The sequence below is a fragment of the Cytobacillus solani genome, from assembly GCF_001420595.1.
Lineage (GTDB): Bacteria > Bacillota > Bacilli > Bacillales > Cytobacillaceae > Cytobacillus > Cytobacillus solani.
Genome location: NZ_LJIX01000006.1, coordinates 3,918,684 through 3,931,617, shown reverse-complemented (window position 1 = coordinate 3,931,617; position 12,934 = coordinate 3,918,684). Strand labels below are relative to the sequence as shown.

Below are 12,934 nucleotides of genomic sequence, written 5' to 3'. Positions count from 1 at the left end.
GTTTTCCTGTGAAAATAGCAAAAAGGTTATCAATAGCCCTAATGATTCCAGTTTTTCTTATAAAATACTAAAAAAGTTCACCAATAATATTATTATTTTGCAAAAGGGAGGAATTTAGATGACAAAGTCTTTTAGCAAAGACGAAATTATGAAAGTTGCCACAGAGGAAAATGTTCGATACATCCGTTTACAGTTTACTGATTTATTCGGAACGATAAAAAATGTGGAAATTCCAATCAGCCAGCTTTCAAAGGCATTGGATAATAAAATGATGTTTGATGGCTCGTCAATCGAAGGATTTGTCCGTATCGAAGAGTCAGATATGTATTTATATCCTGATCTAGACACATTTGTTATTTTTCCATGGACAGCTGAAAAAGGAAAGGTTGCCCGATTGATCTGCGATATTTATCATCCAGATGGCACCCCTTTTGAAGGAGACCCCCGCAGTAATTTAAAACGTATTTTAAATGAAATGAGAGAATTAGGATTTACGGATTTTAATGTTGGACCAGAGCCGGAATTTTTCTTATTTAAACTAGATGGAAATGGCCAGCCTACGCTGGAGCTGAATGATCAAGGCGGATATTTTGATTTGGCACCAACCGATCTTGGCGAAAACTGCCGTCGTGACATCGTTATAGAGTTAGAAGAAATGGGCTTTGAAATCGAGGCTTCCCATCATGAAGTAGCACCCGGGCAGCATGAAATTGATTTTAAATATCAGAATGCATTAAAGGCATGTGATGATATTCAAACATTTAAGCTTGTTGTGAAAACAATTGCCCGCAAGCATGGCCTACATGCAACATTTATGCCTAAGCCGTTGTTTGGAGTCAACGGATCTGGAATGCATAGTAATCTTTCCTTGTTTAAGGAAGGGGAGAATGCTTTCTATGAGAAGAGTGGTTCGTTAGAGTTAAGTGAGACAGCGAGACAGTTTATTGCAGGTATTTTAAAACATGCCCCTAATTTTACAGCAATTACAAATCCGACAGTTAATTCGTATAAAAGGCTAGTGCCTGGCTATGAGGCACCGTGTTATGTCGCGTGGTCAGCGAGAAATAGAAGCCCGCTTATACGCATCCCAGCATCCCGTGGAATGAGTACCCGTGTAGAAGTAAGAAGTGTGGATCCTGCTGCTAATCCGTACTTGGCAATGGCCGTTTTATTAGCTGCAGGACTGGATGGAATAAAAAATAGTTTAACTCCTCCTGAGCCGGTGGATAGAAACATCTACATTATGTCTAAAGAAGAACGGATTGAAAATGGCATCGTGGATTTGCCGTCTACTTTAGCACATGCACTTGAAAATTTAAAATCAGATGAAGTAATAACAAGTGCGCTAGGTGTGCATCTTTTTGAACATTTTATTGAAGCGAAAGAAATCGAGTGGGATATGTTCCGTACGCAGGTCCATCCATGGGAGCGGGAACAGTACATTTTACAATATTAATAACCAAAAAATAACGAAAGAGTGTGATAATCTGTGTGTGGAATAACAGGATGGATTAATTGGCATCGAGATTTGACAAAAGAAGAATTCATCGTGGAAAAGATGGCGCAAACCTTAGCAAAGCGCGGTCCAGATGCTTCGAGTGTCTGGAGCGCACGCCATGCCACATTTGGACATAAACGGCTTATCGTTGTTGATCCTGAAGGTGGCGTACAGCCGATGACTAAAACAAAAAACGGAAACACATATACAATCGTATATAATGGGGAGCTTTATAATACGGAGGACATTCGAAAAGAGTTAATTCAGCGTGGCCACTCATTTAAAAGCCATTCTGATACGGAAGTTTTTTTAACATCTTACATGGAGTGGGCAGAGGGCTGCATAGCCCATTTAAATGGAATCTTTGCCTTTGCTGTATGGGACCATAGGCAGGAGAAGCTTTTCATGGCGAGAGATCGACTAGGTGTGAAACCTCTTTTTTATAAGGAAGAGCATGGTTCATTATTATTTGGTTCAGAGTTAAAAGCCATTTTGGCTCATCCTAATGTGAAAGCGGAAGTCGATAGGGAAGGACTTCAGGAAGTGTTCGGATTAGGTCCGTCAAAGACTCCTGGTCATGGGGTTTTTAGGGGAATCAAGGAACTTCGCCCCGCCCATGCCCTTACATTTACGAGAGATGGCATGAAAATTTGGCGCTATTGGAATGTAGAAAGCAAGAGACACCAGCATTCATTAGATGATACCGTAGACCAAGTAAGATTTTTAGTGAAGGATGCTGTTGAACGCCAGTTGGTTGCAGATGTGCCTGTTTGCACTTTTTTATCAGGCGGTATTGATTCAAGCGCCCTCAGTGCCTTTGCTTCTGCTTATTTTAAAAAGGAAGGAAGGGGTTCACTCCATACGTATTCGATTGATTATGATCGCAACAGTGAGTATTTCAAAGCAAGTACGTTTCAGCCTGATCAGGATGGTCCATGGATTCAAAGGATGCAGAAGCATTTGGGCTCGATCCATCACTCAGCAATCATTGATAATGAACAGCTTGCTGACCGTTTGGAGGATGCTGTCCGGATGAGAGATTTGCCAGGCATGGCAGATGTCGACTCTTCTCTTCTTTGGTTTTGTGAGCAAATAAAACAGGATTTCACTGTTGCTTTGTCAGGCGAATGTGCAGATGAAATATTTGGAGGATACCCTTGGTTTTATAGAGAAGAATTGCTTCATACAAATGGGTTTCCATGGATGAGGTCGCATGCTGAAAGAGAGCAGCTGCTTCTTCCAAAATGGCAGGAAAAACTTGATTTGCAAAGCTATGTGAAGGATCGCTACAACGAAACAGTTGCAGAAACGCCGCTATTAGATGGAGAATCGTCAGTAGAAGCTCGCCGCCGGGAAATGTTTTATTTAAACATGGTCTGGTTTATGCAAACATTGCTTGATCGTAAAGATCGTATGAGCATGGGGGCAAGCTTAGAGGTGCGGGTGCCATTTGCTGATCATCGCATTGTTGAATATGCCTGGAATATCCCCTGGGACATGAAAATGCTAAATGGCCGTGAAAAAGGGATATTACGAAAGGCTTTAGAAGGGGTGCTTCCAAATGAAGTGCTATACAGGAAAAAGAGTCCATACCCAAAAACCTATCATCCACAATATATGAAACTCGTAAAAAATCGTCTAACAACTATCCTCAACAACAAAACATCTCCAATCCTAGAACTAGTCTCAAAGCAAAAAGTCCAAGATATTATTGATTCAGACGGATCCTCATTCAAAGTTCCGTGGTATGGTCAGCTAATGACTGGCCCTCAGCTCATCGCACATCTAGCGCAAATCAATATGTGGCTTGATCATTATAAAATTAATATTATTGATAACTAAAAAATGGGTCGTAAGAAAAGTGTGATCTACTTTTCTTACGACCCATTCTTAATTAATTTTCTTTCTAATAGTTCAACCAGTTGATACATAATTGTTGCACATACGGCAATCACAAGCAAAGAAAGCATGACAAGTGTGAAATTAAATACTTGGAATCCATAGATGATCATGTATCCAAGACCCTTTGAGGCGACAAGGAATTCACCAACAATGACACCGACCCAGGATAAGCCGACATTGACTTTGAGTGTGGAGATGATGACAGGGAATGAAGCAGGTAAAATGGCTTCCTTGAAAATTTGAAATCGGGTTGCACCAAAGGTTTGCAATACTTTAATATAGTTTGGATCGACTTCTTTAAATGAAGTATAGACAACAATTGTTGTGATGATGATGGAGATGATTGCCCCCATTGCCACGATGGATGTAAAGCTCGGACCTAGTGCTACGATCAAAATCGGGCCAAGTGCTACTTTAGGCATCGAGTTTAAGACGACTAAATAGGGATCCGCTATTTTTGAAAGCAGCGGTGACCACCAAAGGATGGCTGCAAGCAAGGTACCCAGTACAGTTCCTAAAATAAAACCAAATATAGTTTCAAAAAGGGTATAGCTTAAATCTACAAATAAGGTTCCGTCTTGTACTTTTGCAAGGAAGAGCTCCCATACTTTGGAGGGGGAACTAAAGATTAACGGATCAATCCATTGCAGCCTGCTAGCAATCTCCCATCCAGAAAAAAAGACTAGAAAAATAATAAGCTGGTAAAAACGGACCCATTTCTTTTCACGCTTTAACGATTGAAGATATCTACGGTGCCCCTGTTCAATGTTTGTTTGCGGGTTCAAGAGATTCCAGCTCCTTCCAGACAGTTTGAAAGATACTTGAATAAGCTTCATGGTTCCGTGCATTGAATGGAGTTGCTTCCCTTAATTCATCAGGCATAATAAACGTTTTATGAATCTGTCCTGGACTGGAAGAGAAGAGGAAAATTCGATCGCTCATCGCAATGGCTTCTCCAATATCATGGGTGACTAGAATCGCAGTTTTTCCAAACGATTTTAACGTATTTGAGACGAGATCCTCTAGCTTTAGCTTTGTTTGATAATCAAGTGCTGAGAAAGGTTCATCAAGCATGAGCAGCTTCGGCTCGGTTGCTAATGTTCTTACTAATGCAACACGCTGTCTCATTCCGCCTGATAGTTGTTTTGGATATTGTTTCTCAACTCCTTTTAGTCCCATTTTCTCAAGTAAGGTGAGCGCGTAATCTCTATTTGAATCATTAAGACTGCCATCAATTTTAAACCCTAATAAGATATTTTCTTCGATTGTTTTCCATGGAAAAAGATAATCCTGCTGGAGCATGTAGCCAATATTTTTGCTTGCCTCTTGAACATCCTTTCCCTCTAATGTAATCGCTCCTGCAGTCGGCTCAAGCAAACCGGCAATAATCGAAAGCAGGGTTGTTTTTCCGCATCCGCTTGGACCGAGGAAGGAAACAAATTCTCCCTCCCCGATCTCAAGGGAAATATCTGAGAGGGCCGTTGTGGCAGAGGTTTTTGTAAAATACGTATGGTGAATTTCCTGTAAACTTAAGAAATCCATTGGAGCCCTCCTTACTATCCTTTTTTTCATCATTTTTAACCTTGGTTTAGGAACGAAAAGCGAGTAATCATACCTGTTATTGAGTAAAAAGCAGATACACGGGAATGAATAGGAGTTACTTCATTACACCTTTAGCAATTTTTGTATTGACAAGTGTTTCATAGTCAATTCGTTCTGGAAGCTCGCCAGCCTCCTCCATGACATCTTGCAGGTTATTCCAGCCCTCTTCATTTAATATTGGATTTGTTGCAAAGGAGCCTTGATTTTTATACCGTTCAACAACCATTTCAATTGTTTCAATATTTGTGTTGTCAAAATAGCCTTTAATTGCATCAGCGATTTCTTCTGCACTATGTGTGTCAACCCATTGTTGAGCCTTATAAATAGCTCGTGTAAACTTTTCAACTGTTTCTTTCTTTTCTTTAATGGTGCTTTCTTTTGTCATAAATGTCGTGTATGGAAGGTTCCCAGATTCCTCACCGAATGAGGCAACGATGTAACCTTTTCCTTCTTGTTCAAACACACTGGCTGTTGGTTCGAAAAGCTGGACAAATTCACCAGTCCCTGAGGCAAATGCTGGAGCGATATTTGCAAAATCAACATTTTGGATTAAATCTAAATCTTGATGTGGATCGATGCCATGTTTCTTCAGAACGAATTCACCAACCATTTGCGGCATGCCGCCTTTGCGCTGCCCAAGGAAGATTGCTCCTTTTAATTGTTCCCAAGAAAAATTGTCTATTTTTTCACGAGAAACAAGAAATGTTCCATCTGTTTGAGTGAGTGCCGCAAAGTTGATAACAGGATCATTTGAGCCTTGTGCATAAACATAGATAGATGTTTCAGAGCCTACAAGGGCTATGTCGATACTATCTGACAATAATGCTGTCATGGTCTTATCTCCGCCAGCAGTAGTGGTCAGTTCGACATTCAGACCCTCCTCTTCAAAAAAACCCTTTTCAAGTGCAACATATTGCGGCGCATAGAAAATGGATCTTGTTACTTCTCCGATACGAATATTTTGAACCTTATCTTTTCCACAGGCTGCAAGGGGTATAATAAGAATGGCAATTAAAACAAGGGAAAAACTAACTTTTAGCCATTTTTTCATCGCTCAAACCTCCATTAATCACAAGATATATCAGCTTCAAAGCCTACATTATCGTATGAGGGTGCAAAAAATGTGTGAATGCCTAGAAAAACTTTTTATTTATAGATTTATTAGGGAAATCCGGTCAATATAATGATATTCCGGTCAGATTTAGGAATAATCCGGTCAAAATTACAATAATCCGGTCAGATTAAGAATGAATCCGGTCAATTGCAAGAATAGGAGATGAACTATAGATGGACCAAATCATACATAAGGAAAGGTTTCCATCACCTAACCCTGGCATCGAGTTATCTATCGTTACCTATCGATCAGATGGTTTAAAAGTAAAGGGGCTTTTAGCTGAGCCAAAAGGAAATGAAATCTATGATGGTTTTCTTTACTTACGCGGTGGTATCAAAAATGTTGGGAAAGTGAGGCCGGGACGTATTGTTCAGTTTGCTTCAGAGGGTTTTATTGTCTTTGCGCCATTTTACCGGGGAAATCAAGAAGGGGAAGGCAACGAGGATTTTGCTGGCGATGATCGAGAGGATGCCTTTTCAGCTTTTAGACTTTTGCAATCTCATCCAAGGGTAAAAGGTGCACATATTTTTGGCTTTTCTAGAGGCGGTGTCATGGCACTATTGACAGCCATTCAATTTCCTGAGGCAAAGTCAATGGTGACCTGGGGCGGAGTCAGTGATATGTTTCTAACATATGCAGAGAGAGAGGATTTACGACGAATGATGAAAAGGGTGATCGGTGGGACACCAACGAAGTTTCCGGAGCGGTACGAGTATCGAACGCCACTTTTTCAAATAGAGAGGCTACAGTCTCCCGTATTAATAATCCATGGGGAAAAAGATGAAAATGTCTCAGCCGAACATGCCTATCGTTTAGAGAAAAGATTAAAGGCACTAAACAAAAAAGTAGAAAGCTGGTATTTTCAAGGATTTACTCATTACTTTCCACCCGCAATTAATCGAAAGGTCGTCCAGGATTTAACGAATTGGATGAAGAAGCAGTAAGAAGTTGAAAAAGGAATTGCCATTTAAGGCAATTCCTTTTTTCGGGGAATGAAGCTGAATTTACAACATCGATATATAGAGTATATTAAGCGGTTGGACCGCCTTTTTCTTCAATTTCAGATGGAACGTTTGAGAACTTCTTGAAGTTTTCACGGAACTTAGCTGCAAGTTCTTTCGCTTTTACTTCATAGGCTGCTTGATTGTCCCAAGTTTTGTTTGGCTGGAGCACTTCATCTGGTACACCAGGTACATGCAGTGGAATTTCTAGGCCAAAAATTTCATCCTTAATGGTTTCTACATTGTTCAATTCGCCTTCTAGAGCAGATTGAACCATTGCACGAGTATATGGAAGCTTCATACGATTTCCAACCCCATATTCGCCGCCAGTCCAGCCTGTATTCACAAGGTATACCTTTGCATTATGCTCATCGATTTTCTTACCAAGCATTTCAGCATATTCAGTCGCTGCACGAGGCAAGAATGGTGAACCAAAGCATGTAGAGAAGGTTGCTTCTGGTGAAGTCACTCCACGCTCTGTACCAGCAAGCTTAGATGTATAACCGCTAAGGAAATGGTACATTGCTTGCTCTTTCGTTAATTTAGAGATAGGAGGAAGGACGCCAAAGGCATCAGCCGTTAAAAATATAATCGTATTAGGGTGTCCAGCAATACTTGGATCTACAATATTATCAATCGCTTGGATTGGGTAGGCAGCACGAGTATTTTCAGTTAATGTGTTGTCATCATAGTCGGCCACTCGGCTCTCGCTATTAATAACTACGTTTTCTAGCACTGCACCAAAACGGATTGCATCAAAAATTTGTGGTTCTTTCTCACGAGTAAGGTTGATGCATTTCGCATAGCATCCACCTTCAATATTGAAAACACCGTTTGGAGACCATCCGTGTTCATCATCACCGATTAAACGACGATTTGGATCTGCTGATAAAGTTGTTTTTCCAGTTCCAGAAAGACCGAAGAACAGAGCAACATCCCCTTCAAGTCCAACGTTAGCAGAACAATGCATAGGGAGAATTCCGTTTTCTGGAAGCAGATAATTCATGATAGAGAATATTGATTTCTTGATTTCACCAGCATATTCAGTTCCGCCAATTAATACCGTACGTTTTTCAAAAGAAACAATAATAAAGGTTTCAGATGCAGTTCCATCAACAGCAGGGTCCGCTTTAAAGTTTGGTGCGGATATAACTGTGAATTCTGCTTGGTGATCCAATAATTCTTCATCTGTAGGGCGAATGAATAGCTGATGTGCAAATAAGTTATGCCAAGCGTACTCGTTAATGACTTGGATTGGCAGTCTATGTTTTTTATCAGCGCCTGCAAATCCTTTAAAAACAAACACTTCGTCTTTTTCTTGTAAGTAGCTTAACACTTTATTATATAAATTAGAGAATACTTCTTCAGAAATTGGCTGGTTCACACTTCCCCAATCAACTGTATCTAATGTTGAAGCTTCTTTCACAATATACTTATCTTTAGGCGAACGGCCTGTATATTTGCCAGTTGTTGCAGCAACAGCTCCAGTTGATGTCAGTGATCCTTCATTACGGTTCAATACCTTTTCAACAAGCTGAGGGACAGACAATTGAATTTGAATATTATTACCTTTTAGTAAATCAATCAATTTATTTGGAATGCTAACAGAATTCATCTGATGAATACCTTCCTTTATCCAGGATTATTTTTGAAAGTGATTACATCTCCTAATTAGTATAACACATTTAGATGATTAATCTATACTATTAAGAAATTTTTCTTTAAATTAATAAAAATGTCACAATTGGTTTTAAGCCAATGTAAGAAGGACACTTGAAAAAACAGGAAGAACTCCTTCCATATATGTTAAAATCGTAATAACAAAACATAAATGGGATGATCTTATGAAATCGACTGCATTATACGATGGAACATGCTCGTTATGCAAGGAATCTAAGCGAATTTTTTGTAAGCTTGACTGGTTTCGTCAAATCGAATGGGTTTCATTACAGGAATATGAAAAAAATGAACATCCACTTTCGTTTGATAAAGCTAGTTTGCGAAAAGAACTTCATATTATTACATCCAATGGTCATGTGTTAAAAGGCTTTTACGCAATAAGATATTTGTTTCTTCGTCTCCCTATGTTCTACCTTTTAGGAGCTTTTTTATATATCCCATTTTCCTATTTAATTGGAAATCCAGTGTATCAATGGATTGCAAAAAATCGCCACAAATTTTTAAAAGGAAAATGTGAAGATGGAAGTTGTTCATTATAGTATAGGTTATTAATGAAAAAACAAGAATTTTATACAGATAGTTATTGACATGAATTCATTTTATACGTTATGATTTTACCTTGAACGGATACTCTCTTATCCCGAGCTGGCGGAGGGACAGGCCCAATGAAGCCCAGCAACCTGTTAAAGATTTTTTTTAGCAAAGGTGCTAACCTGACGCAAGGACTTAGGGCCTTGAACGATAAGAGTGAAAGGCGCGAATCGATTTGTTTTCAACCTTTTCACATATGAAAAGGTTTTTTTGTACTTTATGAACTTTTAATTATGGATTAAAGTATAATAAAAACGAAGGCTTTCGCCATAACAACTTGGCGATAAGCAAAGTTTTTATAATGCAAATTTGATGGACGGCTTTTGGTTTTTTGAGTTTTTTAATATGACTGTGTTTAAGTGTTAAAGGGGCATATTAATAAAAACTCCCTGTTTATTTCATACTACTTAGGGAATGAGTTCCGTATCAACCTAAGGTTGCTTTCTGCTAAGTAATCTTGCCTATTATATAAATAAGGAGGAATCCAGATGTCAACAAAGCGTCGTTTGTTTACTTCTGAATCAGTTACTGAAGGCCATCCGGATAAAATTTGTGATCAAATTTCTGATGCGATTTTGGATGCCATTTTAGCAAAGGATGCGAATGCACGTGTTGCTGCAGAAACTTCTGTAACAACAGGTCTCGTTCTGGTAGCTGGTGAAATTACTACTTCTACGTATGTAGATATTCCGAAGATTGTACGTGAAACGGTGAAAGAGATTGGCTATACACGTGCAAAATACGGTTTCGATGCGGAAACTTGTGCGGTATTAACATCGATTGATGAGCAATCTGCGGATATTGCGATGGGTGTTGACCAAGCACTTGAAGCACGTGAAGGTTCAATGAGTGATGAAGAAATCGAAGCAATCGGTGCAGGAGATCAAGGCTTGATGTTTGGTTATGCTTGTAACGAAACAAAAGAGCTTATGCCGCTGCCAATTTCATTAGCACATAAATTATCCCGTCGTTTAACAGAAGTGCGTAAAGAAGATATTCTTCCGTACCTCCGTCCAGATGGTAAAACGCAAGTAACAGTAGAATATGATGAAAATAACAAACCTGTTCGTATTGATACGATTGTTATTTCAACTCAGCACCACCCTGAGATTAGCCTTGAGCAAATTCAACGTAATCTGAAGGAGCATGTGATTAACCCCGTTGTTCCGAAAGAGCTAATTGATGAAAATACAAAGTATTTTATTAACCCAACAGGCCGTTTCGTTATTGGCGGACCTCAAGGGGATGCTGGTTTAACTGGTCGTAAAATTATTGTTGATACTTACGGCGGATATGCTCGCCATGGCGGTGGTGCATTCTCTGGTAAGGATCCTACAAAGGTTGACCGTTCAGCTGCTTATGCTGCGCGTTATGTGGCGAAAAATATTGTAGCCGCAGAATTAGCAGATAAAGTAGAAGTTCAGCTAGCTTATGCAATTGGCGTTGCGCAGCCAGTTTCCATTTCTGTCGATACATTTGGTACTGGAAAAGTTAGCGAGGATGTATTGGTTGATCTTGTTCGCAAACATTTTGACCTTCGTCCAGCTGGTATTATCAATATGCTTAACCTACGTCGCCCTATTTATAAGCAAACAGCTGCATATGGCCACTTTGGCCGTACAGATGTGGACCTTCCTTGGGAACGTACGGATAAAGCAGAAGCTTTACGAGCAGAAGCAACAAAATAATATAGAAAACAGGAACTGCATTTTGCGGTTCCTGTTTTTTTGTGTGTTTTGAAACCTGAAATATCAAATAAAGGTTGAAAAGGATGCAGAATATAGAATGGAACCTGGAATATCCAAATATAGGAAAATCCAGTCGAAAAAAAGAGAATAGGAACCCCCTTGATGACGATATACATAATTATAATTAAAATAGGAAATATTAAATCATTATATGCCATTTATTTTTGAAGAGCTTTGTAATAATGCCCCTTTTCGGCATATTCTCTGCTTATGCGTTCCATTTCCTTTATATCTTCTTGTGTTAATTCACGAATCACTTTTGCAGGTCTGCCAAACGCAAGTGTGTTCGGTGGGATTTTCTTTCCTTGAGGAACAAGGCTCCCTGCCCCGATAAATGCCCCTTCGCCAATTTCAGCTTGATCTAGTACAATAGAGCCCATCCCAATGAGAGCTTTTTTCCGAATAATGCAGCTATGAAGAATAACTTGGTGACCGATAGTTACTTCATCTTCAAGAATTAATGGATTGTTTGGGCTTTGATGGAGGACAGAATTGTCTTGAATATTTACCTTTTTTCCAATAATTGTAGGAGCCACATCGCCTCTAATAACAGTATTAAACCAGACACTTGAATTTTCTCCTATCTCTACATCTCCAGTAATTGTTGTGAAATCAGCAATAAATGCAGAATCAGCAATTTTCGGCATTTTATCTTTATAAGGATAAATCATTTGTAACGCCCCTTATATTCGTATTTACAATTTATTCTAACATAGGTAGATGAGACAAAAAGGAACTTGTAAACTCAAATTGCTGAAAAAAATGATTTAAATGAAAAATAACGGGATAAAATGTGATGAATTCCGGTTTCTAAGCTATAATTTAGAAAGAATGGTTTTTCGCTTCAACATAAGGTTTAGGAGGAAATATGATGTGGAAATGGGAAGCTGAAGGAGAGGCTAAAGCGGTCATTGTAATGGTTCATGGTGCGATGGAGCATCATCGCCGCTATGGGTGGCTTATAGAAAAATGGCGATTATCAGGTTTTCATGTCATTATGGGAGATCTTCCTGGCCAAGGGATGACAACAAGATCAAGCAGGGGCCATATCGAATCATTTGATGAGTATCTTTCCGAAGTGAAGGATTGGATTCAAACAGCCTATCAGTTTGATTTACCTGTTTTCCTTTTTGGTCATAGTATGGGTGGATTAATTTCCATTCGCCTGCTTCAGGAGGAAAAAATGAATCTAGCTGGAGTGATCCTGTCTTCTCCATGTCTTGGATTAATTAAAAAACCTTCTAAGTTGATTGATATTCTTTCGATCGGGCTTAATCTGATTATTCCAAGCTTAAGAATGGATTCGGGACTTACTGTAGATATGGCAACGAGCAATCAGGATGTTCGTGATGCGGATGCGAATGATGCTTTGTATGTAAAGAAAGTGTCTGTTAGATGGTATCGAGAACTACTGAATGCGATTAAACTAGGATTTGAAAAGCTTGAAAAGATACAAGATGTTCCGCTGCTTGTTATGCAGGGTGGGGATGACTTGATTGTCAATAAGAAAACAGTGAGCGAATGGTTTAATCTTGCCCCTTTTTCCGAAAAGCGGTATAAAGAATGGCCTAAATTTTATCATGAAATATTTAATGAGTCTGACCGGGAAGATGTATTTGAATATGCAAAGGATTTTGTTTCCAGTCAATTAAAGGCAATTGGTTATATTGAGAATTAAGAAGAAATTGTCTAGCGCAAGCATCCTATCGCTGGCATACAGGATATACTAGTGTCGACAATGCGATAGGATAAGGAGAACTTCGGCAGCGGCATATCAAACTGACCAAAAGGAAAGCTT

11 protein-coding genes and 1 riboswitch are annotated in these 12,934 nt (G+C 39.3%); of the genes, 6 read left to right on the top strand and 5 right to left on the bottom strand.

Annotated elements, in window-relative coordinates; genetic code table 11:
* Positions 1-118: 118 nt before the first annotated feature.
* Both glnA and asnB read left to right on the top strand, forming a co-directional pair.
* The gene (gene glnA, locus AN957_RS21490) at positions 119-1,456 is read left to right on the top strand and encodes a type I glutamate--ammonia ligase (RefSeq protein WP_056686050.1); all 1,338 of its coding nucleotides are present in this window, start codon (positions 119-121) and stop codon (positions 1,454-1,456) included.
* A gap of 33 nt (positions 1,457-1,489) precedes the next feature.
* Positions 1,490-3,340: an asparagine synthase (glutamine-hydrolyzing) gene (asnB, locus tag AN957_RS21485; protein ID WP_053477409.1), complete on the top strand. Its 1,851-nt coding sequence runs from the start codon at positions 1,490-1,492 to the stop codon at positions 3,338-3,340.
* Between the two features lie 35 nt (positions 3,341-3,375).
* On the opposite strand, the gene AN957_RS21480 is transcribed toward asnB, so the two are convergent.
* The 3 genes from AN957_RS21480 to AN957_RS21470 all read right to left on the bottom strand — a co-directional run bounded on the left by AN957_RS21480 (position 3,376) and on the right by AN957_RS21470 (position 6,053).
* A complete protein-coding gene (locus AN957_RS21480) occupies positions 3,376-4,185 on the bottom strand; it encodes an ABC transporter permease (RefSeq protein WP_053477408.1) in 810 nt (269 codons plus the stop codon).
* Positions 4,163-4,942: an ABC transporter ATP-binding protein gene (locus AN957_RS21475; RefSeq protein ID WP_053477407.1), complete on the bottom strand. Its 780-nt coding sequence runs from the start codon at positions 4,940-4,942 to the stop codon at positions 4,163-4,165. Before AN957_RS21475 ends, AN957_RS21480 begins: the two co-directional genes overlap by 23 nt.
* 115 nt (positions 4,943-5,057) lie before the next feature.
* Positions 5,058-6,053: an ABC transporter substrate-binding protein gene (locus tag AN957_RS21470; RefSeq protein WP_053477406.1), complete on the bottom strand. Its 996-nt coding sequence runs from the start codon at positions 6,051-6,053 to the stop codon at positions 5,058-5,060.
* Positions 6,054-6,289: 236 nt separating this feature from the next.
* Between AN957_RS21470 and AN957_RS21465 the strand changes: the two genes are divergently transcribed.
* Positions 6,290-7,060 (top strand): alpha/beta hydrolase family protein, encoded by a 771-nt coding sequence (locus AN957_RS21465; protein WP_053477405.1) that lies wholly within the window; start codon positions 6,290-6,292, stop codon positions 7,058-7,060.
* An 85-nt stretch (positions 7,061-7,145) separates the two neighbouring features.
* Here the strand turns inward: AN957_RS21465 and pckA are convergent, their stop codons facing one another.
* Positions 7,146-8,732 carry a phosphoenolpyruvate carboxykinase (ATP) gene (gene pckA, locus AN957_RS21460; RefSeq protein WP_053477404.1) on the bottom strand — a complete coding sequence of 529 codons (1,587 nt, stop codon included), beginning with the start codon at positions 8,730-8,732 and terminating at the stop codon, positions 7,146-7,148.
* Between the two features lie 229 nt (positions 8,733-8,961).
* Between pckA and AN957_RS21455 the strand changes: the two genes are divergently transcribed.
* Together AN957_RS21455 and metK are read left to right on the top strand one after the other, a co-directional pair.
* Positions 8,962-9,336: a thiol-disulfide oxidoreductase DCC family protein gene (locus AN957_RS21455; protein ID WP_053477403.1), complete on the top strand. Its 375-nt coding sequence runs from the start codon at positions 8,962-8,964 to the stop codon at positions 9,334-9,336.
* A gap of 93 nt (positions 9,337-9,429) precedes the next feature.
* Positions 9,430-9,545: riboswitch (SAM riboswitch) on the top strand.
* A gap of 331 nt (positions 9,546-9,876) precedes the next feature.
* Positions 9,877-11,076 carry a methionine adenosyltransferase gene (gene metK, locus AN957_RS21450; protein ID WP_053477402.1) on the top strand — a complete coding sequence of 400 codons (1,200 nt, stop codon included), beginning with the start codon at positions 9,877-9,879 and terminating at the stop codon, positions 11,074-11,076.
* Positions 11,077-11,294: 218 nt separating this feature from the next.
* Here the strand turns inward: metK and AN957_RS21445 are convergent, their stop codons facing one another.
* Positions 11,295-11,807 carry a gamma carbonic anhydrase gene (locus tag AN957_RS21445; RefSeq protein WP_053477401.1) on the bottom strand — a complete coding sequence of 171 codons (513 nt, stop codon included), beginning with the start codon at positions 11,805-11,807 and terminating at the stop codon, positions 11,295-11,297.
* A 200-nt stretch (positions 11,808-12,007) separates the two neighbouring features.
* On the opposite strand from AN957_RS21445, the gene AN957_RS21440 reads away from it, so the two are divergent.
* Positions 12,008-12,814, top strand: a complete 807-nt coding sequence (locus tag AN957_RS21440; protein ID WP_053477400.1) for an alpha/beta hydrolase — start codon at positions 12,008-12,010, stop codon at positions 12,812-12,814.
* The last annotated feature ends 120 nt before the right edge of the window (positions 12,815-12,934 follow it).

Excerpts from the sequence above, each read along its gene's own strand:
- glnA (WP_056686050.1), top strand. The coding sequence starts at position 119 with ATGACAAAGTCTTTTAGCAAAGACGAAATTATGAAAGTTGCCACAGAG.
- AN957_RS21475 (WP_053477407.1), bottom strand. The coding sequence starts at position 4,942 with ATGGATTTCTTAAGTTTACAGGAAATTCACCATACGTATTTTACAAAA.
- AN957_RS21470 (WP_053477406.1), bottom strand. The coding sequence starts at position 6,053 with ATGAAAAAATGGCTAAAAGTTAGTTTTTCCCTTGTTTTAATTGCCATT.
- AN957_RS21465 (WP_053477405.1), top strand. The coding sequence starts at position 6,290 with ATGGACCAAATCATACATAAGGAAAGGTTTCCATCACCTAACCCTGGC.
- pckA (WP_053477404.1), bottom strand. The coding sequence starts at position 8,732 with ATGAATTCTGTTAGCATTCCAAATAAATTGATTGATTTACTAAAAGGT.
- AN957_RS21455 (WP_053477403.1), top strand. The coding sequence starts at position 8,962 with ATGAAATCGACTGCATTATACGATGGAACATGCTCGTTATGCAAGGAA.
- metK (WP_053477402.1), top strand. The coding sequence starts at position 9,877 with ATGTCAACAAAGCGTCGTTTGTTTACTTCTGAATCAGTTACTGAAGGC.
- AN957_RS21445 (WP_053477401.1), bottom strand. The coding sequence starts at position 11,807 with ATGATTTATCCTTATAAAGATAAAATGCCGAAAATTGCTGATTCTGCA.
- AN957_RS21440 (WP_053477400.1), top strand. The coding sequence starts at position 12,008 with ATGTGGAAATGGGAAGCTGAAGGAGAGGCTAAAGCGGTCATTGTAATG.